The sequence below is a fragment of the Pseudomonas akapageensis genome, from assembly GCF_011355085.1.
GTDB lineage: Bacteria > Pseudomonadota > Gammaproteobacteria > Pseudomonadales > Pseudomonadaceae > Aquipseudomonas > Aquipseudomonas akapageensis.
In genome coordinates this window covers 1-26,876 of the sequence record NZ_VXCP01000026.1, presented here as the reverse complement: position 1 = coordinate 26,876, position 26,876 = coordinate 1, and the positions used below count along the sequence as shown (strand labels likewise).

The 26,876-nt window shown below is 61.3% G+C and carries 22 protein-coding genes, 1 rRNA gene and 2 pseudogenes; 18 read left to right on the top strand and 7 right to left on the bottom strand.

The window, feature by feature from the left end:
* Window positions 1-66 precede the first annotated feature (66 nt).
* The 12 genes from nuoC (at window position 67) to F2S13_RS17195 (ending at window position 16,145) form a co-directional block, all read left to right on the top strand.
* A complete protein-coding gene (nuoC, locus tag F2S13_RS17250) occupies window positions 67-1,848 on the top strand; it encodes an NADH-quinone oxidoreductase subunit C/D (RefSeq protein WP_166362964.1) in 1,782 nt (593 codons plus the stop codon).
* A 2-nt stretch (window positions 1,849-1,850) separates the two neighbouring features.
* Window positions 1,851-2,348 (top strand): NADH-quinone oxidoreductase subunit NuoE, encoded by a 498-nt coding sequence (gene nuoE / locus F2S13_RS17245; RefSeq protein ID WP_166362962.1) that lies wholly within the window; start codon window positions 1,851-1,853, stop codon window positions 2,346-2,348.
* Window positions 2,345-3,700 (top strand): NADH-quinone oxidoreductase subunit NuoF, encoded by a 1,356-nt coding sequence (gene nuoF, locus F2S13_RS17240; protein ID WP_166362960.1) that lies wholly within the window; start codon window positions 2,345-2,347, stop codon window positions 3,698-3,700. Before nuoE ends, nuoF begins: the two co-directional genes overlap by 4 nt.
* Window positions 3,701-3,837: 137 nt before the next feature.
* Window positions 3,838-6,552 carry an NADH-quinone oxidoreductase subunit NuoG gene (gene nuoG / locus F2S13_RS17235; protein ID WP_166362958.1) on the top strand — a complete coding sequence of 905 codons (2,715 nt, stop codon included), beginning with the start codon at window positions 3,838-3,840 and terminating at the stop codon, window positions 6,550-6,552.
* Entirely contained in the window at window positions 6,549-7,556 is a 1,008-nt protein-coding gene (gene nuoH, locus F2S13_RS17230) for an NADH-quinone oxidoreductase subunit NuoH (protein WP_166362956.1), read from the top strand. The genes nuoG and nuoH overlap by 4 nt, the downstream gene beginning before the upstream one ends.
* 11 nt (window positions 7,557-7,567) lie before the next feature.
* Window positions 7,568-8,116, top strand: a complete 549-nt coding sequence (nuoI, locus tag F2S13_RS17225) for an NADH-quinone oxidoreductase subunit NuoI (RefSeq protein ID WP_166362954.1) — start codon at window positions 7,568-7,570, stop codon at window positions 8,114-8,116.
* Between the two features lie 9 nt (window positions 8,117-8,125).
* Entirely contained in the window at window positions 8,126-8,626 is a 501-nt protein-coding gene (nuoJ, locus tag F2S13_RS17220; protein ID WP_166362952.1) for an NADH-quinone oxidoreductase subunit J, read from the top strand.
* A gap of 4 nt (window positions 8,627-8,630) precedes the next feature.
* The gene (nuoK, locus tag F2S13_RS17215; RefSeq protein ID WP_166362950.1) at window positions 8,631-8,939 is read left to right on the top strand and encodes an NADH-quinone oxidoreductase subunit NuoK; all 309 of its coding nucleotides are present in this window, start codon (window positions 8,631-8,633) and stop codon (window positions 8,937-8,939) included.
* Complete coding sequence (nuoL, locus tag F2S13_RS17210; protein WP_166362948.1) at window positions 8,936-10,789, top strand: NADH-quinone oxidoreductase subunit L; 1,854 nt, start codon at window positions 8,936-8,938, stop codon at window positions 10,787-10,789. Before nuoK ends, nuoL begins: the two co-directional genes overlap by 4 nt.
* A 39-nt stretch (window positions 10,790-10,828) precedes the next feature.
* Complete coding sequence (nuoM, locus tag F2S13_RS17205) at window positions 10,829-12,361, top strand: NADH-quinone oxidoreductase subunit M (protein WP_166362946.1); 1,533 nt, start codon at window positions 10,829-10,831, stop codon at window positions 12,359-12,361.
* Window positions 12,362-12,368: 7 nt separating this feature from the next.
* Window positions 12,369-13,838, top strand: a complete 1,470-nt coding sequence (gene nuoN, locus F2S13_RS17200; RefSeq protein WP_166362944.1) for an NADH-quinone oxidoreductase subunit NuoN — start codon at window positions 12,369-12,371, stop codon at window positions 13,836-13,838.
* A 183-nt stretch (window positions 13,839-14,021) separates the two neighbouring features.
* Entirely contained in the window at window positions 14,022-16,145 is a 2,124-nt protein-coding gene (locus tag F2S13_RS17195; RefSeq protein WP_166362942.1) for a TonB-dependent receptor family protein, read from the top strand.
* 10 nt (window positions 16,146-16,155) lie between these two features.
* On the opposite strand, the gene F2S13_RS17190 is transcribed toward F2S13_RS17195, so the two are convergent.
* The gene (locus tag F2S13_RS17190; protein WP_166362940.1) at window positions 16,156-17,211 is read right to left on the bottom strand and encodes an AI-2E family transporter; all 1,056 of its coding nucleotides are present in this window, start codon (window positions 17,209-17,211) and stop codon (window positions 16,156-16,158) included.
* Between the two features lie 138 nt (window positions 17,212-17,349).
* Window positions 17,350-18,669, bottom strand: a complete 1,320-nt coding sequence (locus F2S13_RS17185; RefSeq protein WP_166362938.1) for a Na+/H+ antiporter family protein — start codon at window positions 18,667-18,669, stop codon at window positions 17,350-17,352.
* Window positions 18,670-19,023: 354 nt separating this feature from the next.
* On the opposite strand from F2S13_RS17185, the pseudogene F2S13_RS29870 reads away from it, so the two are divergent.
* Both F2S13_RS29870 and F2S13_RS29865 read left to right on the top strand, forming a co-directional pair.
* Window positions 19,024-20,313, top strand: a pseudogene (locus F2S13_RS29870) (methyl-accepting chemotaxis protein); the annotation flags it as partial.
* Between the two features lie 102 nt (window positions 20,314-20,415).
* Window positions 20,416-21,171 carry a methyl-accepting chemotaxis protein gene (locus F2S13_RS29865; protein WP_425500236.1) on the top strand — a complete coding sequence of 252 codons (756 nt, stop codon included), beginning with the start codon at window positions 20,416-20,418 and terminating at the stop codon, window positions 21,169-21,171.
* A gap of 41 nt (window positions 21,172-21,212) precedes the next feature.
* Here the strand turns inward: F2S13_RS29865 and F2S13_RS17175 are convergent, their stop codons facing one another.
* The 4 genes from F2S13_RS17175 to F2S13_RS17160 are packed head-to-tail and all read right to left on the bottom strand — an operon-like array spanning window position 21,213 to window position 23,805.
* Window positions 21,213-22,523 carry an ATP-binding protein gene (locus F2S13_RS17175; RefSeq protein ID WP_166362934.1) on the bottom strand — a complete coding sequence of 437 codons (1,311 nt, stop codon included), beginning with the start codon at window positions 22,521-22,523 and terminating at the stop codon, window positions 21,213-21,215.
* Window positions 22,520-23,188: a response regulator transcription factor gene (locus F2S13_RS17170; protein WP_166362932.1), complete on the bottom strand. Its 669-nt coding sequence runs from the start codon at window positions 23,186-23,188 to the stop codon at window positions 22,520-22,522. Before F2S13_RS17170 ends, F2S13_RS17175 begins: the two co-directional genes overlap by 4 nt.
* Window positions 23,188-23,487, bottom strand: coding sequence for a PepSY domain-containing protein (locus F2S13_RS17165; protein WP_166363085.1), 300 nt, complete (start codon window positions 23,485-23,487; stop codon window positions 23,188-23,190). The genes F2S13_RS17170 and F2S13_RS17165 overlap by 1 nt, the downstream gene beginning before the upstream one ends.
* 9 nt (window positions 23,488-23,496) lie before the next feature.
* Window positions 23,497-23,805 (bottom strand): PepSY domain-containing protein, encoded by a 309-nt coding sequence (locus F2S13_RS17160; RefSeq protein WP_166362930.1) that lies wholly within the window; start codon window positions 23,803-23,805, stop codon window positions 23,497-23,499.
* A 165-nt stretch (window positions 23,806-23,970) separates the two neighbouring features.
* Between F2S13_RS17160 and F2S13_RS17155 the strand changes: the two genes are divergently transcribed.
* The 4 genes and pseudogenes from F2S13_RS17155 to queD all read left to right on the top strand — a co-directional run bounded on the left by F2S13_RS17155 (window position 23,971) and on the right by queD (window position 26,427).
* Window positions 23,971-25,053, top strand: coding sequence for a patatin-like phospholipase domain-containing protein (locus tag F2S13_RS17155; RefSeq protein ID WP_166362928.1), 1,083 nt, complete (start codon window positions 23,971-23,973; stop codon window positions 25,051-25,053).
* 198 nt (window positions 25,054-25,251) lie between these two features.
* Window positions 25,252-25,683, top strand: coding sequence for a hypothetical protein (locus F2S13_RS17150; RefSeq protein WP_166362902.1), 432 nt, complete (start codon window positions 25,252-25,254; stop codon window positions 25,681-25,683).
* A gap of 180 nt (window positions 25,684-25,863) precedes the next feature.
* A pseudogene (locus F2S13_RS17145) lies at window positions 25,864-26,007 on the top strand (helix-turn-helix transcriptional regulator); the annotation flags it as partial.
* Between the two features lie 63 nt (window positions 26,008-26,070).
* Complete coding sequence (gene queD / locus F2S13_RS17140; protein ID WP_166362898.1) at window positions 26,071-26,427, top strand: 6-carboxytetrahydropterin synthase QueD; 357 nt, start codon at window positions 26,071-26,073, stop codon at window positions 26,425-26,427.
* Between the two features lie 249 nt (window positions 26,428-26,676).
* Here queD and rrf read toward each other — a convergent pair.
* A 5S ribosomal RNA gene (gene rrf / locus F2S13_RS17135) occupies window positions 26,677-26,792 on the bottom strand.
* Between the last annotated feature and the right edge of the window lie 84 nt (window positions 26,793-26,876).

The following is a 26,876-nucleotide window of genomic DNA, read 5'->3' as shown; positions in this document are numbered from 1 at the left end:
GCTTTACCTACAGCACGACAAGAACCCTGGCTTCATTCTTTACGTTGACCGATAGCGACCGAGACCATGACAGCGGACACCGCTCTGTATATCCCGCCTTACAAGGCTGACGACCAAGACGTGGTCGTCGAACTGAACAACCGTTTTGGCCCTGAGGCGTTCACCGCCCAAACCACGCGCACCGGCATGCCGGTGCTTTGGGTTGCCCGGGCCAAACTGGTGGAAGTACTGACCTTCCTGCGCAACCTGCCCAAGCCGTACGTCATGCTCTATGACCTGCACGGCGTGGACGAGCGTCTGCGCACCCAGCGCCGTGGCTTGCCCGGCGCCGACTTCAGCGTGTTCTACCACCTGATGTCGATCGAGCGTAACAGTGACGTAATGATCAAGGTAGCCCTGTCCGAGGGCGACCTGAGCTTGCCGACCGTTACCGGTATCTGGCCGAACGCCAACTGGTACGAGCGGGAAGTCTGGGACATGTTCGGCATCGACTTTGCCGGCCACCCGCACCTGACCCGGATCATGATGCCGCCGACCTGGGAAGGTCACCCGCTGCGCAAGGACTACCCTGCGCGCGCCACCGAATTCGATCCGTACAGCCTGACCCTGGCCAAGCAGCAACTGGAAGAAGAAGCCGCGCGCTTCAATCCGGAAGCCTGGGGCATGAAACGCCAGGGCGCCAACGAGGACTACATGTTCCTCAACCTGGGCCCGAACCACCCTTCGGCCCACGGTGCCTTCCGTATCGTCCTGCAGCTGGACGGCGAAGAGATCGTCGACTGCGTCCCGGACATCGGCTACCACCACCGTGGTGCCGAGAAGATGGCCGAGCGCCAGTCCTGGCACAGCTTCATCCCCTACACCGACCGTATCGACTACCTCGGCGGGGTGATGAACAACCTGCCGTACGTGCTCGCGGTCGAGAAGCTGGCCGGCATCCAGGTGCCGCAGAAGGTCGACGTCATCCGCATCATGATGGCCGAGTTCTTCCGGATCACCAGCCACCTGCTGTTCCTGGGTACCTACATCCAGGACGTGGGCGCCATGACCCCGGTGTTCTTCACCTTTACCGACCGTCAGCGCGCCTACACCGTGATCGAAGCCATCACCGGTTTCCGCCTGCACCCGGCCTGGTACCGCATCGGCGGCGTCGCCCACGACCTGCCACGCGGCTGGGACAAGCTGGTCAAGGACTTCGTCGACTGGCTGCCCAAGCGCCTGGACGAGTACACCAAGGCTGCGCTGCAGAACAGCATCCTCAAGGGTCGGACCGTCGGTGTCGCCGCCTACAACACCAAGCAAGCCCTGGAATGGGGTGTCACCGGTGCGGGCCTGCGTTCCACCGGTTGCGATTTCGACCTGCGCAAGGCTCGCCCGTATTCGGGCTACGAGAACTTCGAATTCGAAGTGCCGCTGGCCGCCAATGGCGATGCCTATGACCGCTGCATGGTCCGCGTCGAAGAGATGCGCCAGAGCATCAAGATCATCGACCAGTGCCTGCGCAACATGCCGGAAGGCCCGTACAAGGCGGATCACCCGCTGACCACGCCGCCACCGAAAGAGCGCACCCTGCAGCACATCGAGACCTTGATCACGCACTTCCTGCAAGTTTCGTGGGGCCCGGTCATGCCGGCCAACGAATCCTTCCAGATGATCGAAGCGACCAAGGGCATCAACAGTTATTACCTGACGAGCGATGGCGGCACCATGAGCTACCGCACCCGGATTCGTACGCCGAGCTACCCGCACCTGCAGCAGATCCCTTCGGTGATCCGTGGCAGCATGGTCGCGGACCTGATCGCGTACCTGGGTAGTATCGACTTCGTTATGGCCGACGTGGACCGCTAAGCATGAACAGCCCGTTAATCCAGACTGACCGTTTCGTCCTCAGCGAAACCGAGCGCTCGGCCATCGAGCACGAGATGCATCACTACGAAGACCCGCGCGCGGCGTCTATCGAAGCCCTGAAAATCGTCCAGAAGGAGCGTGGCTGGGTGCCTGACGGCGCGCTCTACGCCATCGGCGAGATCCTCGGCATTCCAGCCAGCGACGTCGAAGGCGTGGCCACCTTCTATAGCCAGATCTTCCGCCAGCCGGTCGGTCGCCACATCATCCGCGTCTGCGACAGCATGGTCTGCTACATCGGCGGCCATGAGTCGGTGGTCAGCGAGATCCAGAGCAAGCTCGGCATCGGCCTGGGGCAGACCACTGCCGACGGCCGCTTCACCCTGCTGCCGGTCTGCTGCCTGGGCAACTGCGACAAGGCCCCGGCCCTGATGATCGACGACGACACCTTCGGTGACGTACAGCCTGCCGGCGTTGCCAAACTGCTGGAGGGCTACGTATGACCCTGACTTCGTTCGGCCCTGCCAACCGCATCGCGCGCACTGCAGAAACCCACCCGCTGACCTGGCGCCTGCGTGACGACGGCGAGCCCGTGTGGCTCGACGAGTACCAGGCCAAGGACGGTTACACGGCAGCGCGCAAGGCACTTGCGCAGATGTCCCAGGATGACATCGTCCAGGCCGTCAAGGACTCCGGTCTCAAGGGTCGCGGCGGCGCAGGCTTCCCCACTGGCGTGAAGTGGGGCCTGATGCCCAAAGACGAATCCATGAACATCCGCTACCTGCTGTGCAACGCGGATGAAATGGAGCCAAACACCTGGAAAGACCGCATGCTGATGGAGCAACTGCCCCATCTGCTGATCGAAGGCATGCTGATCAGTGCCCGCGCACTGAAAGCCTACCGCGGTTACATCTTCCTGCGCGGCGAATACGTCACCGCCGCCAAACACCTCAACCGTGCCGTGGAAGAAGCCAAGGCCGCAGGCCTTCTGGGCAAGAACATCCTGGGCAGCGGCTTCGACTTCGAATTGTTCGTGCACACCGGCGCCGGTCGCTACATCTGTGGCGAAGAGACCGCGCTCATCAACTCCCTCGAAGGTCGTCGCGCCAACCCGCGCTCCAAGCCACCCTTCCCTGCCGCCGTTGGCGTGTGGGGCAAGCCGACGTGCGTGAACAACGTCGAGACCCTGTGCAACGTGCCGGCCATCGTCGGCAACGGCAACGACTGGTACAAGTCCCTGGCCCGCGAAGGCAGCGAAGACCACGGCACCAAGCTGATGGGCTTCTCCGGCAAGGTCAAGAACCCTGGCCTGTGGGAGCTGCCGTTCGGCGTGACCGCTCGCGAGCTGTTCGAGGACTACGCCGGCGGCATGCGCGACGGCTTCAAGCTCAAGTGCTGGCAGCCAGGCGGTGCCGGTACCGGTTTCCTCCTGCCAGAACACCTGGACGCCCAGATGTACGCCGGCGGCATCGCCAAGGTCGGTACCCGGATGGGTACGGGCCTGGCCATGGCGGTGGACGACAGCGTCAACATGGTGTCTTTGCTGCGCAACATGGAAGAGTTCTTCGCCCGTGAATCGTGCGGTTTCTGCACCCCGTGCCGTGATGGTCTGCCGTGGAGCGTCAAGCTGCTGCGCGCGATCGAGAATGGCCAGGGGCAAGCCGGCGATATCGAGACCCTGCTGGGTCTGGTCGGTTTCCTCGGCCCAGGCAAGACCTTCTGTGCTCACGCACCGGGTGCCGTGGAGCCATTGGGCAGTGCCATCAAGTATTTCCGTCCGGAGTTCGAGGCCGGTATCGCGCCTGCAAGCGCGGCCGCCCCGAGTCTGGCGCGTCCGATCACCGTCGGCGCATAACGCTCAAGAAAAGGCGAGTGGTCCGTGCCGCTCGCCTTCCGTTCGATGACGCCTTGACCGGCTGTTTTGATTCGCACGGATAACAAGATTCCATTAGCCACGCCCGTTGACACCGGGCCAACGAAGAACTTTGAACCATGGCCACTATCCACGTAGACGGCAAAGCGCTCGAAGTCGATGGCGCAGACAACCTGTTACAGGCATGTCTGTCGCTGGGCCTCGACATTCCGTATTTCTGCTGGCACCCCGCCCTCGGCAGCGTTGGCGCTTGTCGCCAGTGCGCGGTGAAACAGTACACCGACGAAAACGACAAGCGTGGTCGTATCGTCATGTCCTGCATGACCCCCGCTTCCGATGGCAGCTGGATCTCCATCGATGACGAAGAAGCGAAAGTCTTTCGCGCCAGCGTCGTCGAATGGCTGATGACCAACCACCCGCACGACTGCCCCGTGTGCGAGGAAGGCGGTCACTGCCACCTGCAAGACATGACCGTGATGACCGGCCACAACGAGCGCCGTTATCGCTTCACCAAGCGCACCCACCAGAACCAGGAACTCGGCCCGTTCATCGCTCACGAGATGAACCGCTGCATCGCCTGCTACCGTTGCGTGCGTTACTACAAGGACTACGCCGGCGGCACCGACCTGGGTGTATTCGGCGCCCACGACAACGTCTACTTCGGCCGCGTCGAAGATGGCACGCTGGAAAGCGAGTTCTCCGGTAACCTCACCGAGGTCTGTCCGACCGGCGTGTTCACCGACAAGACTCACTCCGAGCGCTACAACCGCAAGTGGGACATGCAATTCGCCCCGAGCATCTGCCATGGCTGCTCGAGCGGTTGCAACATCAGCCCGGGCGAGCGTTACGGCGAACTGCGTCGCATCGAGAACCGCTTCAACGGTTCGGTCAACCAGTACTTCCTGTGCGACCGTGGCCGCTTCGGCTATGGCTACGTCAACCGCGAAGACCGTCCGCGTCAACCGCAGCTGGCAGGTGGTCAGAAGCTGAGCCTGGATGCAGCGCTGGACAAGGCCGCCGACCTGCTGCGCGGTCGCAACATCGTGGGTATCGGTTCGCCTCGCGCCAGCCTGGAAAGCAACTATGCCTTGCAAGAGCTGGTCGGTGCCGAGCATTTCTACAGCGGTATCGAAACCGGTGAACTGGCACGCATCCGCCTGGTCGCCCAGGTCCTGAAAGACAGCCCGCTGCCGATCCCGACCCTGCGCGAAGTGGAAGACCACGACGCCGTGTTCGTCCTCGGCGAAGACGTGACCCAGACTGCCGCGCGCCTGGCCCTGTCCCTGCGCCAGTCGGTCAAGGGCAAGGCCGAAGCCATGGCCGACGCCATGCGTGTTCAGCCGTGGCTCGACGCTGCGGTGAAAACCATCGGTCAGAAGGAGATGTACCCGCTGTTCATCGCCAGCCTGGCCGAAACCCGCCTGGACGACGTTGCCCAGGAATGCGTGCACGCCGCTCCCGACGACCTGGCCCGCATCGGTTTCGCCGTGGCCCACGCCATCGACCCGAGCGCCCCTGCCGTCGAAGGCCTGGATGCCGAAGCCCTGGAACTGGCCCAACGCATCGCGGGCGCCCTGGTCGAGGCCAAGCGTCCACTGATCGTCTCCGGTACCTCGCTGGGTTCCGAAGCGCTGATCCAGGCTGCGGCGAACATCGCCAAAGCCCTGAAGCTGCGCGAGAAAGCCGGCTCCCTGAGCCTGATCGTGCCGGAAGCCAACAGCCTTGGCCTGGCCCTGCTCGGCGGTGAATCCGTCGATGCGGCCCTGCAAGCGGTCATCGATGGCAAGGCCGACGCGATCGTCGTGCTGGAAAACGACCTGTACACCCGTGTCGACGCTGCCAAGGTCGATGCTGCGCTGAACGCCGCGAAAGTGGTGATCGTCGCCGACCACCAGAAGACCCGTACCCTGGATCGCGCCCACCTGGTTCTGCCAGCGGCGAGCTTCGCTGAAGGCGACGGTACCCTGGTCAGTCAGGAAGGCCGCGCCCAGCGCTTCTTCCAGGTCTTCGACCCCACCTACCTGAACGCCGACATTCTGGTTCACGAAGGCTGGCGCTGGCTGCACGCCCTGCGCGCCACCCTGCTCAACCAACCAGTGGACTGGACCCAACTGGACCACGTCACCGCTGCCTGTGCCAACAGCGCGCCGCAACTGGCCGGCATCGTCAACGCCGCCCCTTCGGCATCGTTCCGCATCAAGGGCCTGAAACTGGCGCGTGAACCGCTGCGTTACAGTGGTCGTACCGCCATGCGCGCCAACATCAGCGTGCACGAACCGCGTACCACCCAGGACAACGACTCGGCGTTCTCCTTCTCCATGGAAGGTTACTCGGGCTCCGTCGAACCGCGCCAGCAAGTGCCGTTCGCATGGTCGCCGGGCTGGAACTCGCCACAGGCCTGGAACAAGTTCCAGGACGAAGTCGGTGGTCACCTGCGTGCCGGCGACCCGGGCACCCGCCTGATCGAAAGCCATGGCGACAAGCTGAGCTGGTTCAGCAACGTTCCTCGCGCCTTCTCCCCGGCCCGTGGCACCTGGCAAGCCGTGCCGTTCTTCCACCTGTTCGGCAGCGAAGAAAACTCTTCGCGTGCAGCGCCGGTGCAAGAGCGCATCCCGGCCGCCTACGTCGCCCTGGCCAAGTCCGAAGCGGATCGCCTGGGTGTCAACGATGGCGCCATGCTGAGCTTCAACGTTGCCGGCCAGACCCTGCGTCTGCCGCTGCGAATCAATGAAGAACTGGGCGCTGGCCTGGTTGCCCTGCCGAAAGGCTTGGCAGGTATCCCGCCAGCCATCTTCGGTGCATCCGTCGAAGGCCTGCAGGAGGCAGCACAATGACCTGGTTCACCCCTGAAGTGATCGATGTGATCATCACAGTCGTCAAGGCCATCGTGGTCCTGCTGGCGGTGGTGGTCTGCGGTGCGCTGCTCAGCTTCGTCGAGCGGCGCCTGCTGGGCTGGTGGCAGGACCGTTACGGTCCGAACCGCGTTGGCCCGTTCGGCATGTTCCAGATCGCTGCCGACATGCTGAAAATGTTCTTCAAGGAAGACTGGAACCCACCCTTCGTCGACAAGGTGATCTTCACCCTGGCGCCGGTGGTGGCCATGAGTGCCTTGCTGATCGCCTTCGCGATCATCCCGATCACCCCGACCTGGGGTGTCGCGGACCTGAACATCGGCCTGCTGTTCTTCTTCGCCATGGCCGGTCTGTCGGTGTACGCCGTACTGTTCGCCGGTTGGTCGTCGAACAACAAGTACGCCCTGCTCGGTAGCCTGCGGGCTTCGGCCCAGACCGTGTCGTACGAAGTGTTCATGGGCCTGGCGCTGATGGGCATCGTGGCCCAGGTCGGCTCGTTCAACATGCGTGACATCGTCGAGTACCAGGCGCAGAACCTGTGGTTCATCATTCCGCAGTTCTTCGGCTTCTGTACCTTCTTCATCGCAGGCGTGGCCGTGACTCACCGTCACCCCTTCGACCAGCCGGAAGCGGAACAGGAACTGGCCGACGGTTACCACATCGAGTATGCCGGCATGAAATGGGGCATGTTCTTCGTCGGTGAGTACATCGGCATCATCCTGATCTCGGCGCTGCTGGTGACCCTGTTCTTCGGTGGCTGGCACGGTCCGTTCGATATCCTGCCGCAACTGTCGTTCGTGTGGTTCGCCCTGAAGACCGCGTTCTTCATCATGCTGTTCATCCTGCTGCGCGCCTCTATCCCGCGTCCGCGCTATGACCAGGTGATGGATTTCAGCTGGAAATTCTGCCTGCCGCTGACCCTGATCAATTTGCTGGTGACCGGCGCCGTCGTGTTGATGAACACGCCTGCAGTCGCGGCTCAGTGAGGATGTGACCCATGTTCAAATATATTGGTGATGTCATTAAAGGCACGGGCACTCAGCTCCGTAGCCTGGTGATGATTTTCGGTCACGGCTTTCGCAAGCGTGACACCCTGCAATACCCGGAAGAGCCGGTCTACCTGCCGCCGCGTTACCGTGGCCGCATCGTCCTGACCCGCGACCCCGATGGCGAAGAGCGCTGCGTAGCCTGCAACCTGTGCGCGGTCGCTTGCCCTGTGGGCTGCATCTCGCTGCAGAAAGCCGAAACCGACGACGGTCGCTGGTACCCGGAGTTCTTCCGTATCAACTTCTCGCGCTGCATTTTCTGTGGCCTCTGCGAGGAAGCCTGCCCGACCACCGCAATCCAGCTGACACCGGATTTCGAAATGGCCGAGTTCAAACGTCAGGACCTGGTGTACGAGAAAGAAGATCTGCTGATCTCCGGCCCCGGCAAGAACCCTGACTACAACTTCTATCGTGTTGCAGGTATGGCCGTTGCCGGCAAGCCGAAAGGCGCTGCGCAGAACGAAGCCGAGCCGATCAACGTGAAGAGCTTGCTCCCTTAAGGAAGAAAGATGGAATTCGCTTTCTATTTCGCATCCGGTGTCGCTGTGGTGTCCACCCTTCGGGTGATCACCAACACCAACCCCGTGCACGCCCTGCTCTACCTGATCATTTCACTGATCTCGGTGGCCATGACCTTCTTCAGCCTCGGCGCACCCTTCGCCGGGGTACTGGAAGTGATCGCCTACGCCGGCGCCATCATGGTGCTGTTCGTCTTCGTGGTGATGATGCTCAACCTGGGGCCGGCTTCGGTCGCCCAGGAACGCGGCTGGCTCAAGCCCGGCATCTGGGCCGGTCCTGTGTTCCTGGCCGCCCTGCTGCTGCTCGAACTGCTGTACGTGCTGTTCGCCGAGCCGAGCGCTGGCGGCATCGGCCACACCACCGTGGACGCCAAGGCCGTTGGCATCAGCCTGTTCGGCCCGTACCTGCTGGTCGTGGAGCTGGCTTCCATGCTGCTGCTCGCTGCGGCAGTGACGGCTTTCCACCTCGGCCGCGCCGAAGCGAAGGAGTAACGACATGCCTGCAATTCCTCTCGAGCATGGCCTGGCAGTCGCCGGCGTCCTGTTCTGCCTCGGCCTTGTCGGCCTGATGGTGCGCCGCAACATTCTCTTCGTGCTGATGAGCCTGGAGATCATGATGAATGCCTCCGCACTGGCGTTCATCGTCGCCGGTAGCCGCTGGGCGCAGCCGGATGGGCAGATCATGTTCATCCTGGTGATCAGCCTTGCAGCCGCCGAGGCCAGTATCGGCCTGGCGATCCTGTTGCAGCTGTATCGCCGCTTCCACACTCTCGATATCGACGCTGCCAGCGAGATGCGCGGATGAACCTTATCTTCCTGACGTTCGTATTCCCCCTGATCGGCTTCCTGCTGCTGTCGTTTTCCCGCGGGCGCCTTTCCGAAAACCTGTCTGCGCTGATCGGCGTCGGCTCCGTTGGCTTGTCAGCCATCGTCGCCGCCTATGTGATCTGGCAGTTCAACGTGGCGCCGCCCGAAGCCGGCCACTACACCCTGGTGCTGTGGCGCTGGATGTCGGTGGACGGGTTCGAGCCGAACTTCGCCCTGTACGTCGACGGCCTGTCGATCACCATGCTGGGCGTGGTGGTCGGGGTGGGTTTCCTGATCCACCTGTTCGCCTCCTGGTACATGCGCGGTGAAGCGGGCTACTCGCGGTTCTTCGCCTACACCAACCTGTTCATCGCCAGCATGCTGTTCCTGGTGCTGGGCGACAACCTGCTGTTCATCTACTTCGGTTGGGAAGGCGTGGGCCTGTGCAGCTACCTGTTGATCGGTTTCTACTACAGCAACCGCAACAACGGTAACGCCGCGCTGAAAGCCTTCATCGTCACCCGTGTCGGCGACGTGTTCATGGCCATCGGCCTGTTCATCCTGTTCCAGCAACTGGGCACGCTGAATGTCCAGGAACTGCTGGTCAAGGCACCTGAACACTTCAAGGTCGGTGACTTCTGGATCGTCCTGGCGACCCTGATGCTGCTGGGCGGCGCCGTCGGTAAATCGGCGCAACTGCCGCTGCAAACCTGGCTTGCGGATGCGATGGCCGGCCCTACCCCGGTTTCGGCACTGATCCACGCCGCGACCATGGTAACCGCCGGTGTCTACCTGATCGCCCGTACCCACGGCCTGTTCGCCCTGGCGCCGGATATCCTGCACCTGGTCGGCGTCGTCGGTGGCGTGACCCTGGTCCTGGCCGGTTTCGCCGCCCTGGTCCAGACCGACATCAAGCGTATCCTCGCCTACTCGACCATGAGCCAGATCGGCTACATGTTCCTGGCCCTGGGCGTTGGTGCCTGGGAAGGCGCGATCTTCCACCTGATGACCCACGCCTTCTTCAAGGCCCTGCTGTTCCTTGCGTCGGGCTCGGTCATCGTTGCCCTTCACCACGAGCAGAACATCTTCAAGATGGGCGGCCTGTGGAAGAAACTGCCGCTGGCCTATGCCAGCTTCATCGTCGGTGGTGCCGCCCTGGCCGCCCTGCCGCTGGTGACCGCCGGTTTCTACTCCAAGGATGAAATCCTCTGGGAAGCCTTCGCCAGCGGCAACCACGGTCTGCTCTATGCAGGTCTGGTGGGTGCGTTCATGACGTCGCTGTACACCTTCCGCCTGATCTTCATCGCGTTCCACGGTGAAGCCAAGACCGAAGCGCACGCAGGCCATGGCATCAGCCACTGGCTGCCACTGAGCGTGCTGATCGTGCTGTCGACCTTCGTCGGCGCCATGATCACGCCTCCGCTGGCCGGTGTCCTGCCTGAAAGCGTCGGCCATGCCGGCGGCGAAGCCAAGCACAGCCTGGAAATCGCCTCGGGTGCCATCGCCATTGCCGGCATCCTGCTGTCGGCCATGCTGTTCCTGGGCAAGCGTCGCCTGGTCAGCGCCATCGCCAACAGTGGCCTGGGCCGTGTGCTCTCGGCCTGGTGGTTCGCGGCCTGGGGCTTCGACTGGATCTACGACAAGCTGTTCGTCAAACCGTATCTGTTGATCGTGCGCATTCTGCGCCGCGACCCGATCGACCGCAGTATCGGCCTGATTCCGCGCATGGCCAAGGGCGGTCACTCCGCCATGAGCCGTACCGAAACCGGTCAGCTGCGCTGGTACACCGCGTCCATCGCCGCAGGTGCAGTGCTGGTACTCGGCGCCGTAGTACTGGCAGCGATCTGATATGAATCTTGCGAACTTGCGAAAGGAAATGAGCCCGTCATGATTTTGCCTTGGCTGATCCTGATCCCCTTTATCGGCGGCCTGCTCTGCTGGGTGGGTGAGCGCTTCGGCGCCACCCTGCCCCGCTGGATTGCGCTGCTGACCATGTCCACGCTGCTGGCCCTGGGCCTGTGGCTGTGGACCACCGGCAACTACACGCTGGCGCCGGCTCCAGGCGCTGATCCGGCCTGGGCGCTTGAATTCAAGCTGAGCTGGATCGAGCGCTTCGGTATCAGCGTGCACCTGGCCCTCGACGGCCTGTCGCTGCTGATGATCCTGCTGACCGGTCTGCTGGGTGTCCTCTCGGTACTCTGCTCCTGGAAAGAGATCCAGCGTCACGTGGGCTTCTTCCACCTGAACCTGATGTGGATCCTGGGCGGTGTCGTCGGCGTGTTCCTGGCGCTGGACCTGTTCCTGTTCTTCTTCTTCTGGGAAATGATGCTGGTGCCGATGTACTTCCTCATCGCGCTCTGGGGTCATAGTTCGACGGACGGCAAGAAGACCCGGATCTACGCGGCGACCAAGTTCTTCATCTTCACCCAGGCCAGCGGCCTGATCATGTTGGTGGCGATCCTGGGCCTGGTCCTGGTCAACTACAACAGCACCGGCGTCATCACCTTCGATTACAGCCAGCTGTTGCACACCCAGATGTCCAAGGGCACCGAGTACGTGCTGATGCTGGGCTTCTTCATCGCCTTCGCGGTGAAGCTGCCAATCGTGCCATTCCACTCCTGGTTGCCGGATGCTCACGCACAGGCACCGACCGCAGGTTCCGTGGACCTGGCCGGTATTCTGCTGAAGACCGCTGCCTACGGTATGCTGCGCTTTGCCCTGCCGCTGTTCCCGAACGCTTCGGCCGAGTGGGCGCCAGTGGCCATGACCCTGGGTCTGATCGGGATCTTCTACGGCGCTTTCCTGGCATTTGCGCAAACCGACATCAAGCGTCTGGTTGCATTCTCAAGCGTTTCGCACATGGGCTTCGTACTGATCGGCATCTACTCCGGCAGCCAGCAGGCCCTGCAAGGCGCGGTGATCCAGATGCTGGCCCACGGCTTGTCGGCAGCGGCACTCTTTATCCTGTGTGGCCAGCTGTACGAGCGCATGCACACCCGTGACATGCGCGAGATGGGTGGCCTGTGGTCGCGCATCGCCTACCTGCCGGGGATCAGCCTGTTCTTCGCGGCGGCGTCCCTGGGCCTGCCGGTCACTGGCAACTTCGTCGGCGAATTCCTGATCCTGATCGGTACTTTCCCCGTCGCTCCAGTGGTCACCGTGATCGCGACTTCGGGTCTGGTGTTCGGCTCGGTCTACTCGCTGATCATGATTCACCGTGCCTACTTCGGCCCGTCCAAGTCCGACACGGTCCTGGCGGGCATGGATGGTCGTGAAATGATCATGGTGGTGGGCCTGGCCGGTCTGCTGATCCTGCTCGGGGTCTTCCCGCAGCCGTTCCTGGACACTTCTGCCGCCACCATGCATGGCGTGCAGCAATGGTTCAGCTCCGCCTTCACTCAACTCGCTTCGGCCCGGTAAGAGCGCTATGGACCTTACGACTCAAAGCTTTATCGCGCTTGCGCCGCTGCTGATCACCAGCGCCACGATCATCGTGGTGATGCTGGCGATTGCGTGGCGCCGCAATCACTCGCAAACCTTCCTGCTCTCGGTAGCAGGCTTGAACCTGGCATTGCTGTCGATCATCCCGGCGCTGAAAGTCGCGCCGCTGGCCGTCACCCCACTGATGCAGATCGACAACTTCGCCTGCCTGTACATGGCGCTGATCCTGGTCGCCACCCTGGCCTGCGTCACCCTTGCCCATGCCTACCTGGGTGACGGTGGCTCCGGCTATCCGGGCAACCGCGAAGAGCTGTACCTGCTGATCCTGATGGCTGCCGCCGGTGGCCTGGTCCTGGTCAGCGCTCAGCACCTGGCAGGTCTGTTCGTCGGCCTGGAGCTGCTGTCGGTTCCGGTCTACGGCCTGGTCGCCTATGCCTTCTTCAACAAGCGCTCGCTGGAAGCCGGCATCAAGTACATGGTGCTGTCGGCTGCCGGTTCCGCCTTCCTGCTGTTCGGCATGGCGCTGCTCTACGCAGACGCCGGCAGCCTGAGCTTCAGCGGTATCGGCAAGGCCCTGGCCACCACCAGCATGCCAAGCCTGCTGGCGCAACTGGGCCTGTCGATGATGCTGGTCGGCCTGGCCTTCAAGCTGTCGCTGGTGCCTTTCCACCTGTGGACGCCGGACGTGTATGAAGGTGCTCCGGCACCGGTCGCCGCCTTCCTGGCCACCGCCAGCAAGGTCGCGGTGTTCGCTGTGGTCGTGCGTCTGTTCCAGCTCTCCCCTGCTGCCAGCAGTGGCGTGCTGCAGGACGTGCTGGCGGTGATCGCGGTCGCTTCGATCCTGATCGGCAACCTGCTGGCCCTGACCCAGACCAACCTCAAGCGACTGCTCGGTTACTCCTCGATCGCCCACTTCGGCTACCTGCTGATCGCCCTCGTGGCGAGCAAGGGTCTGGCGCTGGAAGCCATCGGTGTGTACCTGGTCACCTACGTGATCACCAGCCTGGGCGCGTTCGGTGTCATCACCCTGATGTCCTCGCCGTACAACGGCCGTGACGCCGATGCCCTGTACGAGTACCGCGGCCTGTTCTGGCGTCGTCCGTACCTGACCGCAGTACTGACCGTGATGATGCTGTCGCTGGCCGGTATTCCGCTGACCGCGGGCTTCATCGGCAAGTTCTACATCATCGCCACCGGCGTCGAGTCGCACCTCTGGTGGCTGATCGGCACCCTGGTACTGGGCAGCGCCATTGGCGTGTTCTACTACCTGCGTGTGATGGTCACCCTGTTCCTGATCGAGCCGAACCTGCGTCGTCACGATGCTCCGCTGAACTGGGAACAGCGCACCGGTGGCGTGATGCTGCTGGCGATCGCGATCCTGGCCTTCGTGCTCGGCGTGTATCCGCAACCGCTGCTGGACATGGTGCAACACGCCGGTTTCCAGTTGGTCGGCTGATGTAACCTTCGCAACACCCAAACACCCCGCTTCGGCGGGGTGTTTCGTTTTTGGCCGCGAGATTTTTTGCGACCGCTGCGCTCGAGCGCGAAGCGGTCGCAAAATACACGTGCTCTGAATGATGCTCGGTTCGTCTGACCTCTCATTGCCTGCGTCAGACCGAATATTCTGGAGCTTCACCCCATGCGTTCCCCCCTGCCCTACTCCTTCCCGCTCGCGCTGTTGGGCGCCGCGTTTTCTGTCCACGCCAACGAAGGTATCGAACTGGGTCAGGTGACGATCCAGGGCGAGGAGACCAGCGAGCTCGAATCCGCCCGCACCCGCCTGAGTGAAGTACCTGGCGCCACCAACCTCATCGACATGAACCGGGTCGAGCAAGGCCGCACCGCAACCAATCAGGACGTGTTCGCCTATCAGCCGGGGGTGTACGCGCAATCGTCGGGCAATGAAGGCATCAAGCTGTCCATTCGCGGCTCGGGCATCAACCGCGCGCCGGGCAGCCACGCGTCCGGTATCTATACAATGCTCGACGGCTTGCCGCTGACCGGCCCGGGCGGCACGCCCTACGAGTTGCTCGAACCACTCTGGCTGAGCCGTGCCGAAGTGCTGCGGGGCGCCAATGGCATGGAACGGGGTGCGCTGGCCCTGGGCGGTGCCATCGATTACGTCACTCACACAGGCTTCGACGCCGCGCCACTTCAACTGCGTTATGAGGCAGGCAGCTACGGCTACATGAAGCGCCAGGTCAGCTCCGGCCAGGTGCTGGGCGACCTTGACTACTATGTAGCCCTGACCGACTCCGACTACGACGGCTACCAGGATCACACCAGTGGCAATAGCCAGGGCATCGCCGCCAACGTCGGCTACCGGTTCAACCCGAATCTGGAAACCCGTTTCTACCTGCGCTACCGGGAAACCGACAACGACCTGGCCGGCCGCCTGACCAAGGATCAGATCAAGCACCATCCAACGGCAGCCAACCCGGTGTACCTGGCCCGCGACTCCAGTCGTCCGCAACCGGGCAGTACCTGGCTGGCCAACAAGACCACCATCTATCTGGATGACGACTCACGCCTGGAAACCGGCCTGGTCTATCACGACTACCCGATGGACCTGAACGAAGGCACCAACCGCCTCAAGGTGGCCTATACCGATGTCAGTGGAACCCTGAACTATTTCCGCCGCGACACCCTGTTCGGGCGTGAAAGCAACAGCAACGTCGGCCTGCGCTCGACCAAACATCTGCCCAACAGTGGCTCGTCCGAATTCGTGCGCGTACCCACCGGCAACACCGCCGGTTTCCCCATCGGCACCCGAACCCGTGACTTCAGCTACCAGGGCTCGGATAACGTGCTGCACGCCGGCAATGACCTGGAACTGGTGCCCGACCTCTGGCTGACCACGGGGCTTGCGCTGATCTACACCCGCCGGGAAAGCGACGTCACCTACCCGGCCAGCGGCGGCAAGGTCAGCCAGCACGACTGGGATTACGCACCACGCATTGGCCTGCGCTACGCGTTCAGCCCGCAACTGCAGGTCTACGGCAATATCAGCCGCTCGGTGGAGCCGCCACATCCGTGGGCCTTGATCTGGAGCTCGAACATTTACTTCCCGGCTGGCAGCGGCGCGGCGACCGGCCTGCAACGCACGCCGATCGAGCTGCAGAACCAGACTGCGACCGCCTTCGAACTCGGCACCCGCGGCGAGGCGGCCATCGGTCACTGGGACCTGGCCTACTATTACTCGGCCGTGCGCCATGAACTGCTGACTGTCGAAACCCAGGCCGCCACCTTCAACAGTTCGCAGATCCTCGGTGAAGTGAATGCCAGCCCCACCGTGCACCAGGGCATCGAGGCCGGCCTGGATAGCCTGCTCTGGGACGGCGCGGCAGTCGGCAAGGTGTCCTTGCGTCAGGCCTATACCTACAGCGATTTCCATTTCCGCGACGATGACGCCTTCGGTGACAATCGCCTGGCCGGTATCCCGCAACACTACTACCAGGCCGAAGTGCGCTACGACCATCCACTGGGCTTCTATGTCGGCTTGAACACCCAGATGGCCTCGAAGATCGAAGTGGATTACGCCAACTCCTACACCGCAGATCCCTACGCCTTGCTTGGCGCCACACTGGGCTGGAATTCCCCGAAACAGGACTGGCAAACCTGGCTGGACCTGCGCAACCTGACCAACAAGCACTACGCCGCCACCGTCACCCCCGGCTACAACGACCGTGGCCAGGACCTGGCGCGTTCGACGCCGGGTGAAGGCATGGGCGTGTACGCCGGGGTTTCATACAGCTTCAGATGACCCCTTGTGCTCAGGGCAGTTGAACGCGCTGTTTGGTATCGATGTAGATATCCCAGCTGGCCATGAACAAGGCGGCGATCAACGGCCCGATCACGAAGCCGTTGAGGCCGAACACGGCCAGGCCGCCGAGGGTCGAAATCAGGATCAGATAATCCGGCATGCGCGTGTCCTTGCCGACCAGCAGCGGTCTGAGCACGTTATCCACCAGGCCGATGACGAACACCCCGTACAACATCAGTGTCATGCCCTGCCAGGTTGCGCCTGTGACCAGAAAATAAATGGCCACCGGCGCCCAGACGATCCCCGCCCCGACTGCCGGCAGCAGTGAAAGCATCGCCATCAGTACCGTCCATAACAAGACACTGGGAATGTCCAGGAACCAGAAAATCAAGCCGCCCAGCGCCCCCTGGGTGACGGCCACCAGCAGGTTGCCTTTCACCGTCGCCCGCACCACGCGGTTGAACTTCAGTTGCAGGAGACGTTTCTGGTGTTCGCCAAGGGGAATGGCGGCGCGGATGTTACGGGCCAGTTCGGCGCCATCGCGCAAGAAGAAATACAGCAGGTACAGCATGACGGCGAAGCTGACCAGTATGTCGAACGTGCCCTGGCCGAAACTGAACGCCTGGGTCGCGAAGAATTGACTGCCCTGCATTGCACTCTTGGTGATCTTGTCTTGCAGACCCTTGAGGTCGCCCATGCCCATCCGGTCGATCATGTGGCGAAAATACGAAGGCAACATGTCCTTGAAGTGCGCAATAAAGCCGGCGATGTCCAGTTGGCCGCTTTCGATGTTCTTGTACAGCGTGGCGCCTTCCTGCACCAGCAGGGTACTGATGACGATCACCGGCAGGATCGCAATCAGCACACAGATCATCAAGGTGATGAAGGCGGTCAGGTTACGTCGGTAACTCAGCCGCGCCAGCAGCCGGCGCTGCAGCGGTGCGAACAGGATAGCCAGGATGACTGCCCAGAACACGGCGCCGTAGAAAGGCAACAGGATCCAGATGAAGGCGACGGTGACCAGCGTCAGGAGCAGCACCAGGGATCTGTTTTGCAGGGTGTTCATGGCTGGTCCTTATCTGGAAGCGAGCGCTTAAAGATTAGTCAACCGAATGGGGGGAATAGATCCCTGGATTGCTGAAGGCCCTTTGGGCCTTATCGCTGGCAAGTCGATCGGCTGCGCAGCAGCCGCAAAAAAAGATGCCTATAACACCATCGCCGCCACCCACCCAAATCCCAGCAACGGCAGGTTGTAGTGCAAGAAGGTCGGCACCACGGTGTCCCAGATATGGTGATGCTGCCCATCAACGTTCAACCCCGATGTCGGCCCCAGGGTCGAGTCCGACGCCGGCGACCCCGCATCGCCCAGGGCGCCGGCCGTACCCACGATGCACACGATCGCCAGCGGGTCGAACCCCAGTTGCACGCACAGCGGCACGAATATCGCCGCCAGGATCGGCACTGTCGAAAAGGACGAACCTATCCCCATCGTCACCAGCAACCCCACCAACAGCATCAACAATGCACCGATGCCCTTGCTGTGATCGATCCAGGCGGCGGACGCTTCGACCAGCGTGCGGACTTCGCCGGTGGCTTTCATCACCTCGGCAAAACCCGAGGCGGCAATCATGATGAAGCCGATCATGGCCATCATTTTCATGCCCTCGGTGAACAGATCGTCGGTTTCGCGCCAGCGCACGATCCCCGACAGCGAGAAAATCAGAAAGCCGGCCAATGCCCCGATAATCATCGAGTCCAGCCAGAGCTGAATGATAAAGGCCGAGGCAATCGCGCACAGGGCAACCAGCAGAGTCAGCGGGTTGTAGCTGATCGCAACCTGCTCGACCTGTTCGATCTTCTCCAGATCATAGACGCGCTTGCCGCGATAGCTGATGAAGACCGCCACCAGCAGGCCGAACAACATGCCCGCCGCCGGGATCGCCATGGCGTGGGTGACGTTTACCGCGCTGACATCCACCCCGCTCTTGCTGACATTGGCCAGCAGGATCTCATTGAGGAAGATGTTGCCGAAACCCACCGGCAGGAACATGTAGGGCGTGATCAGGCCGAAGGTCATCACGCAAGCCACCAGCCGTCGATCGATCTGCAAACGGGTCAATACATACAACAGCGGCGGCACCAGTAGCGGAATAAAGGCGATATGAATGGGCAGCAGGTTCTGCGAGGCGATCGCCACGGCCAGCAGCAGGCCGATCAACAACCATTTGACCTGCCCGGTCTGGGCCGCGTGCCGGCGATCGACCATGGACAGGATCTTGTCGGCCAGGGCGTGGGCCAGGCCCGACTTGGCGATGGCCACTGCGAAAGCACCTAGCAGCGCGTAAGACAAGGCGACCGTGGCGCCCCCGCCCAGACCACCATTGAAGGCCTTCAAGGTGCCCTCGATACCCAGGCCCCCAACCAGACCACCGACCAGCGCACCGATAATCAATGCAATAACCACATGCACGCGTGACAGGCTGAGTACCAGCATGATGCCAACCGCGGCAATTACAGAATTCATTCTTGTAACCTCTTGAAGCAAGTGACACAAAAAACAATGCCAAATACATAAACAACAGTATCAGGAATTGCTGTTTAGTTGACCTGCCGGACAGGCTGCACTGGCGAAGGGCGCACACTCTGAAGCAGTGCTGACTGGATGTCAAAACGCGCTGACCCAAGGCATTAGCGGGGTCGCAAACTCGAACATTAACGACGAAAAAACGCTTGCAATGGCGATACTGGCGATTATTTAAAAATCGCAAGTTACATACATGCCATCCATGCAAATTAATTGGCCAGTTCAAATAAAGAAAAAGACCTGTTAGCCGTTAAAGACAATGGCCTTCGTGTTTATCGATCAAGGGACTTTGCCATGTCGCTCAGACAACTTTCCATCCAATGGAAGATTACCCTGCTTGCCGGGCTCTGCCTGCTGGGCATCGTTACCCTGCTGATAGGGCTCTCGCTGTACCGCATGGAGCACAACTCGGAGCTCGTGAAGGCCAGCAGCACGCAGATGCTCACCGAAGCCGCCCAGGCCCGCCTCGAATCCCAGAGCGAAGTCCAGGCCTTGAGCATCCGCCGCCAGTTCATGGATGCCTACCAATATGGCAACGGCTTTTCCCGCCAGGTGCTGTTTCTGCGCGACCAGGCCCAGAAGCGTTTTCTCGACGCCTTTGACCTGCGCGAAGACATGACCCGTCAAGTCAAGTCTGCCCTGCAAGCCAACCCGGAACTGCTTGGCCTGTCGCTGGTGTTCGAAACCAACGGGCTCGATGGCAAGGATGAACTGTTTGCCAACCAGGCGGAGCTGGGCAGCAACGAGAAAGGTCGATACGCACTCTATTGGTCGCAACCGACGCCCGGCCAACTGACGTCCATGGCCCTGCCCGAGCGCGACCTGGCCGACACCAGCACCGGCCCCAGCGGCCAGGCCAACAATGCCTGGTTCACCTGCCCGCGCACCACACTCAAACCCTGCGTGATCGAACCCTACTTCTATGAGATCAACGGCCAGAACGTGCTGATGACCAGCATCGTTTTCCCGCTGGTGGTCGACGGCAAGGTCATTGCTTCCCTTTCGGTCGATATCAATCTCACCAGCCTGCAGGCCGTCAGCCAGACAGCCAGCCGCAACCTCTACGAAGGCCAGACCAGCGTCAGCATCCTCAGCCCTGCGGGTGTGCTGGCCGGTTACAGCCCGGATGCGAGCAAGCTGGCCAAGCGTCTGGACCAGGTCGACACCGACAATGGTGCCGAGCTGGTGCGCCTGCTGACTGACAGCAAGACCATCCACAGCGTGCACCATGAAGCGCGCCTGAAAGTGCTGGCTTCGTTCGCACCGATTCCTGGTGGCAGTGCATGGGGCGTGCTGCTCGATGTACCTGAGCGCGCCCTGGTCGGCCCGGCCGAGGCACTGAAAACCGAGCTTGATCAGCGCAACACGGCCGGCACCTTGATCGAGCTGGGCCTCGGCCTGCTGGCGGCGGTCATCGGCCTGCTGTTGATCTGGCTGATGGCGCGCAGCGTTACCCGGCCGATCCTGGGCGTTGCGCATATGTTGCAGGACATCGCCAGTGGCGAAGGTGACCTGACCCGTCGCCTGCACTACGACAAGCGCGACGAACTGGGTGAGCTGGCCGGCTGGTTCAACCGCTTTCTCGACAAGTTGCAGCCGACCATTGCCGAGGTCAAGCGCTCGGTCCAGGATGCCCGCGACACCGCCGACCAATCCGCGGCCATTGCCAGCCAGACCAGTGCCGGCATGGAGCAGCAATACCGTCAGGTCGATCAGGTCGCCACGGCATCCCACGAAATGAGTGCCACCGCCCAGGACGTCGCCCGCAGCGCCGCTCAAGCAGCCCAGGCCGCGCGCGATGCAGACCAGGCGACGCGCCAGGGGTTGGCCGTGATCGACCGCACCACCACCAGCATCGACCATCTGGCTGCCGACATGAGCACCGCCATGTCCCAGGTCGAAGGCCTGGCCGCGAGCAGCGAGAAAATCGGCTCGGTGCTGGAAGTGATTCGTGCCATCGCCGAGCAGACCAACCTGCTGGCGCTTAACGCCGCCATCGAAGCAGCCCGCGCCGGCGAGGCCGGTCGTGGCTTTGCAGTGGTCGCCGATGAGGTGCGCAACCTCGCACGCCGCACCCAGGAGTCGGTGGAAGAGACGCGTCAGGTCATCGAACATCTGCAGGAAGGTACCAAAGTGGTGGTCGACGCCATGGGCAACAGCCATCGTCAGGCCAACGGCAGCGTCGAGCAGGTCGGCCAGGCCGTGACCGCCCTGCGCCAGATCGGCGACGCAGTGACGGTCATCACCGACATGAACATGCAGATTGCCAGTGCGGCCGAGGAACAAAGCGCCGTGGCCGAGGAGATCAACAACAACGTGGCGACCATTCGCGACGTGACCGAGTCGCTGTCCGGTCAGGCCAATGAATCGGCCCGTGTGAGCCAGTCGCTCAATAGCCTGGCCAATCAGCAACAAGGCTTGATGGACCAATTCCGCGTCTGATCAATGCCCCTGTGCTCCTGCCCTGCGCAGGAGCACGGCCCTCAGTCGCGTATTCTGGCGGGCAGTTCGATACTGACCCGCAACCCGCCCAACGGGCTCTCTTGCAATGCCATCCGGCCTCCCCAGGCTTCGACTGTATCGCGCACGATCCCCAGGCCCAGGCCATGGCCACTGACTTGCTCGTCCAGCCGGGCTCCCCGGTTGAGCACATCCTGACGCGAAGATTCGGGAATACCCGGGCCGTCGTCATCGATCCACAACCGATACAGCTGCGCCATTTCGGTGATCGTCAGGTGAACTTCGGCATCTGCCCATTTGCAGGCGTTGTCCAGCAGGTTGCCCAGTATTTCCAGCACATCTTCACGGTCCCAGGGCAAACGCAAGCCCGGCTGTACCGAATGGCCAAGCTGCAACTCTCCACCGTGAATCATGCTTAACGTCGACAGCAGTGTCGGCAGCTCGGCATCACAGTCGAATTGCGCTCCGGGCAAGGCATCGCCGGCCAGGCGAGCCCGGTTCAATTCTCGACTGAGGCGCTGCTGGATCTGCTCAAGCTGTTCGCGAAGTTGCGGCACGTCATGAAAACGCTCGCTGGCGGCCAGGCTGAGCAAGACCGCCAGGGGTGTTTTCAGCGCGTGCCCGAGATTGCCGAGCGCATTACGCGAGCGTTTCAGGCTGTCTTCGGTATGGGCCAGCAAATGGTTGATCTGTGCCACCAGGGGCTCCAGTTCGGCGGGCACTGCGGTATCCAGCTGAGAGCGTGTACCTTGCTGCAACTGTGCAATCTGTTCGCGCGTGCGCTCCAGTGGGCGCAATGAGCGCTTAACGATGATGCGCTGCAGGACCAGAATGAGGATCAACGCTGCCACGCCCAGCCCCATACCGATCTGCTGCATGCGCCTGAAACTCGCCCGCACCGGCGTGTAGTCCCGGGCGACGGTGATGGAAATCGCCTGCCCCAGGCGCCGGTAGTCGGCACGCAGGGCCAACAGTTTCTGGCCTTCGGGCCCCAGTTCAAGATCCGTGTGCAGTCCGGGTTCGTTCGGGCGCGGCATCTCCAGGTCCCAAAGCGAGCGCGAACGCCAGTGGCCATCGGCAAAATCGATGCGGAAGTAATGACCGGAGAACGGTCGCTCATAAGCGGGGGAAGTGCGTTGTTCGTCCAGCATCAACCCATTCGGCCCACGTACCAGCGCAACCAGGAGATTCTCGCTTTCGTTGCGCAGGCCGGCTTCCAGATAGCGTTGCAAGCCAACCTCGAACAGCCACAGACTCAGTTGTGCGACACCCAGGCCGACGGCGACCAGGACAGCGATCAGCCCCAGGCTCAAACGCGCCTGAATCGATTTCAATTCAGCGCCCCGCCGAACAGATAGCCCTGCCCGCGCCGGGTTTCGATGACACTGCGGCCCAGTTTGCGGCGCAGATGGTTGACATGGACTTCGAGCACATTGGAATCGCGCTCGGTTTCACCGTCGTACAGATGCTCGGCCAGATGACTCTTGGAGAGAATCTTCTGCGGGTGCAGCATGAAATAGCGCAGCAGGCGAAACTCGGCGGCGGTCAGTTGAATATCGACGCCGTCGCGGCTGACGCACTGGCGCGCTTCGTCCAGATGCAGGCCGGCAGCTTCGAGTTTCGGCTGATTGGCCAGCCCCCGGGCACGGCGCAACAGTGATTGAATCCGCAAGTGCAATTCTTCGGGATGAAAGGGCTTGGCCAGATAATCGTCGGCGCCGGCCTTCAGCCCCTCGATACGTTCGGCCCAGGAGCCACGTGCTGTCAGAACCAGCACCGGTGTCTGCAAGCCGCCTTCGCGCCATCGACTCAACACTTCAAGGCCCGGCATGCCCGGCAACCCCAGATCGAGAATGATCAGGTCGTAGGGCTCGGTGCCGCCCTGGTAGAGCGCATCGCGACCGTCGGCCAGCCAGTCGACGGCATATCCCTGCCGATCGAGGCCAGCCTTGAGTTCATCCGCCAATGGAACATTGTCCTCGACCAGCAACAAGCGCATCAGTCATCTTCCTTGTCTTTGAGTACCTGTCCGGTGGCTGCATCGAGCTCGATCTCGCGCACGATACCCTCGACGGTCAGCAACTCCACTTCATAGATGTAGGTACCGTCGTCCGCTTCCAGATCGGCCTCCAGCAACTTTGCCCCGGGATAGCGCCCCAGGGCAATGTGTACGAGCTGTTCGAGTGGCAGGATGACCCCCTGCTGGCGCAAGCGAAGGGCCTCATCCTGATCCAGATCTCGGGATGTGGCCACCGAGCTTGCCAGCAGGAGGCTGACGATCGCCAGAATCCGCGGCATCGCTTTCACTTATGTATCCTGATGGTCCTTGAGTACCTGGCCGTTGGTAGCATCGAGTTCGACATCCCACTTCGTGCCTTGCGCGTCGCGCAAATCGACCTCGTAAACGTATCCGCTGTCACGCTTCTCGAGTTCGGTTTTTTCAATGGTCGAACCGGGGTGCTTGGCCTGCGCTGCGGCATTGAGTTTTTCGAATGACTGGATGGTGCCAGCATCGCGCAATTTCAGCGCTTCGTCCGGACCGAGGTCCTTGGCCTGGGCAATACCGGCACTCAAGGCCAGGGCAGCGGCAGTCATCAAGGCGGTCAGCGTTTTCATGGTGAGTCTCCGTTGAGAAGTGTCTTGTCTACGGGGCCCAGAATAGCGATCGCAACTTAATTCAAGCTGAAAATAAGCGATGCCATGATAGCTGAATATCCGAGGCTATCCTTTGAGTCCTCTCGGTACGCTCTCTATAATCGCCGCTCCAGACATGAGACCGGTATGAGCGCTATCCAGATCAAGTCCCCTGCCCTGACGCTCAAGGCAGGCAAACGGGCCCTGCAACGCATCCGCGAGCGAGGCCTGAACCCGGCGGATGTCGGCATCATTCCCGGAGCCGCCGGTGGGCCCAAGGCACTGGGCATACAAGGGCTGGACCTGGCCTTGTTCGGCGAGTGGTTGCCTCGCGCACCGCGCGAACGTTCGCTGATTGGCGCGTCCATAGGCGCCTGGCGCTTTGCCAGTGCCTGCCTGCCCGATGCCGCCGAAGGCATACGCCGCTTGGGCGAGCTCTACGCCCAGCAGTGTTTCGCCAAGGGCGTGACCATGGCGCAGGTCAGCCAAAGCTGCCAACGCATGCTCGATGAATTGCTCGAGGGTCGCGATACCCACATTCTCGACAATGCCCATTACCGCCTGAACATTGTCGTGGTCAAAAGCCATGGCCTGCTGGCCGCCGACCACCGTGGCAGCCTCGGCCTGGGACTGTCGACGGTGATTGCCGACAACCTTATCGGCCGCCCGCGCCTGGCCCGCCATTTCGAGCGCGTGATACTGCATGACGCCCGTCTGCAGCCGCCGTTGCAGCCCTTGACCGACTTTCCTTCGCGCTACCTGACACTCGATACCGCCAACCTGCGCCATGCGCTGCTGGCCTCAGGCTCGATCCCCATGGTCATGGAAGGCGTGCGCGACATTCCCGGCGCGGGCAGTGGCACCTTTCGCGACGGCGGTCTGCTCGACTACCACCTGGACCTGCCTTACAGCGGTGACGATATCGTTTTGTATCCGCACTTCACCGACAAGGTGATTCCCGGCTGGTTCGACAAGGCCCTGCCCTGGCGCCGCAGCAATCCGCAGCATCTGCAGGATGTATTGCTGCTGGCGCCGTCGCGTGCCTATCTGGCGTCGCTGCCCTACGGCAAGCTGCCCGACCGCAACGACTTCAAGCGTTTCATGGGCGATGACCAGGGGCGTCAACGTTACTGGAGCCAGGCAATGGCACAAAGTCTGCGACTGGGTGATGAACTGCTCGAACTGATAGAAACCGGCAAGCTCGGCGAACAGCTCCAGCCCTTACCATAGGGCTGGTGATTGCCGCCGCCGTGCGGGCTTTTTTCCGTCCCTTGCCATTGCGGCGACCGTTGAGGGCCTTCAGTACCTATTAAGTCATTGCATGCCAAAAAACCAAAGGCGATGCCAATGTGCCACTACTTATTGTAGAATTGCCGACTCAAAGCCCAGCCGGGGCCGAGAATGGGTAAGCACTTAAAGGATTTTTGGATGTTCACACTTCGCAATTTGACAGCAGCCACACTCATAGCGTTGACCACGGGTTGCGCTACAGGCCTCAATTCATCTCAAGAGTCTGAACTCGCCAGCTATCGTGCCAAAAACCTTGCAGTGGAGGAGAAAAGTCCCGGCCTTGCCGCCGGCCTCGGCCTTCTACCTGGTGGAGGCTCCTTTTATGGTCGCTCGTATGGCTATGGCGTAGCGAACCTGTTGCTTTGGCCAATCTCCATCTTTTGGGATCCAGTGAGCGGGCATGACGCAGCAGAATCTATCAACTATCAAGCAACCAAAGCTCACGTTGCCAGCTTGAAAAAGCGGGATCTGGACGAGCTCGATACCAAGTTGGCCTCTGATGAGATCGACTTGAAGCGCTATACGCTTGAAAAGCGCAAGGTTGATGAAAAGTACTCATATAGCCTTTGATCAATTCAGAGTTCTCGCCACTCACATGGCAGATCGCCTCTCCTGCAATTTATTGCCCGCTTCAAGTTGCTATGCCCTTTCCTGACTGAAAGCAGGCAAATTCTCAGAAGCCCGCCACTGAGCGGGCTCTTTTGTGGTCAATCAGAACGGTGCCTCTTCCTCCTCGCGCCACATCGACGGCGAAATACCGTCTACCGCAGAATGAGGGAAGGCACTTTCCTAAAACAGGTTAGAATAGGACCCAATTCGGTCGCCTGGCGTCAGTCTGACATCTCGGTTTGGATGTCGTCTTTGGCCCCCAGCAACGACCAATCAGTACATTGAGCAGTACACCAAACGCGCGTGGCCTGCTCCAGCCCTTATCCCATCTGCTATACAGGCCACACCGTGGAAATTTTCAAAGAGTTCACTTTTGAAGCAGCACACCGCCTCCCCCACGTCCCGGCAGGGCATCAGTGTGGTCGTCTGCATGGTCACTCCTTCAAGGCCGCGATCTACATCAGTGGCCAGGTCGATCCATATACTGGCTGGATTCGCGATTTCTCCGAACTCAAGGCCATCTTCAAGCCTTTCTATGACCAGCTTGACCACAATTATCTGAACGAAATCGAAGGTCTGGACAACCCGACCAGCGAGAACATTGCGAAATGGATCTGGGACCAGCTCAAGCCTCTGCTGCCGGAACTGTCGAAGGTGCGTATCCATGAGACGTGCACCAGTGGCTGCGAATATACCGGCGATTGAGATTGGCTCGTGCATAAAAAAACCACCTGCAAAGGTGGTTTTTTTATGCACGGAATCCTGATCCTCTCCCCCCTCGTTCCCACGCTCCGCGTGGGAACGCAGTAGCAGACGCTCCAGCGTCGTGACGCGGAGCGTCAGGGGAGGCATTCCCACGCGGGAGCGTGGGAACGGGGAGTCATCAGCCAGTAACTTTTCGCGGGGCAAAAACAAAACCCCATCTGCGTTCGCAGATGGGGTTTCGGAATTTAATCTTGACGATGACCTACTCTCACATGGGGAAACCCCACACTACCATCGGCGATGCATCGTTTCACTGCTGAGTTCGGGATGGGATCAGGTGGTTCCAATGCTCTATGGTCGTCAAGAAATTCTGTTGCCAGAAGGTCTTGTCAGACACTCCAGCGAATCGGGTATGTGATGATTTGTGAGTCGCAAATTTTCGGTTCGTT

Excerpts from the sequence above, each read along its gene's own strand:
- nuoC (WP_166362964.1), top strand. The coding sequence starts at position 67 with ATGACAGCGGACACCGCTCTGTATATCCCGCCTTACAAGGCTGACGAC.
- nuoE (WP_166362962.1), top strand. The coding sequence starts at position 1,851 with ATGAACAGCCCGTTAATCCAGACTGACCGTTTCGTCCTCAGCGAAACC.
- nuoF (WP_166362960.1), top strand. The coding sequence starts at position 2,345 with ATGACCCTGACTTCGTTCGGCCCTGCCAACCGCATCGCGCGCACTGCA.
- nuoG (WP_166362958.1), top strand. The coding sequence starts at position 3,838 with ATGGCCACTATCCACGTAGACGGCAAAGCGCTCGAAGTCGATGGCGCA.
- nuoH (WP_166362956.1), top strand. The coding sequence starts at position 6,549 with ATGACCTGGTTCACCCCTGAAGTGATCGATGTGATCATCACAGTCGTC.
- nuoI (WP_166362954.1), top strand. The coding sequence starts at position 7,568 with ATGTTCAAATATATTGGTGATGTCATTAAAGGCACGGGCACTCAGCTC.
- nuoJ (WP_166362952.1), top strand. The coding sequence starts at position 8,126 with ATGGAATTCGCTTTCTATTTCGCATCCGGTGTCGCTGTGGTGTCCACC.
- nuoK (WP_166362950.1), top strand. The coding sequence starts at position 8,631 with ATGCCTGCAATTCCTCTCGAGCATGGCCTGGCAGTCGCCGGCGTCCTG.
- nuoL (WP_166362948.1), top strand. The coding sequence starts at position 8,936 with ATGAACCTTATCTTCCTGACGTTCGTATTCCCCCTGATCGGCTTCCTG.
- nuoM (WP_166362946.1), top strand. The coding sequence starts at position 10,829 with ATGATTTTGCCTTGGCTGATCCTGATCCCCTTTATCGGCGGCCTGCTC.
- nuoN (WP_166362944.1), top strand. The coding sequence starts at position 12,369 with ATGGACCTTACGACTCAAAGCTTTATCGCGCTTGCGCCGCTGCTGATC.
- F2S13_RS17195 (WP_166362942.1), top strand. The coding sequence starts at position 14,022 with ATGCGTTCCCCCCTGCCCTACTCCTTCCCGCTCGCGCTGTTGGGCGCC.
- F2S13_RS17190 (WP_166362940.1), bottom strand. The coding sequence starts at position 17,211 with ATGAACACCCTGCAAAACAGATCCCTGGTGCTGCTCCTGACGCTGGTC.
- F2S13_RS17185 (WP_166362938.1), bottom strand. The coding sequence starts at position 18,669 with ATGAATTCTGTAATTGCCGCGGTTGGCATCATGCTGGTACTCAGCCTG.
- F2S13_RS29865 (WP_425500236.1), top strand. The coding sequence starts at position 20,416 with ATGGAGCAGCAATACCGTCAGGTCGATCAGGTCGCCACGGCATCCCAC.
- F2S13_RS17170 (WP_166362932.1), bottom strand. The coding sequence starts at position 23,188 with ATGCGCTTGTTGCTGGTCGAGGACAATGTTCCATTGGCGGATGAACTC.
- F2S13_RS17165 (WP_166363085.1), bottom strand. The coding sequence starts at position 23,487 with ATGCCGCGGATTCTGGCGATCGTCAGCCTCCTGCTGGCAAGCTCGGTG.
- F2S13_RS17160 (WP_166362930.1), bottom strand. The coding sequence starts at position 23,805 with ATGAAAACGCTGACCGCCTTGATGACTGCCGCTGCCCTGGCCTTGAGT.
- F2S13_RS17155 (WP_166362928.1), top strand. The coding sequence starts at position 23,971 with ATGAGCGCTATCCAGATCAAGTCCCCTGCCCTGACGCTCAAGGCAGGC.
- F2S13_RS17150 (WP_166362902.1), top strand. The coding sequence starts at position 25,252 with ATGTTCACACTTCGCAATTTGACAGCAGCCACACTCATAGCGTTGACC.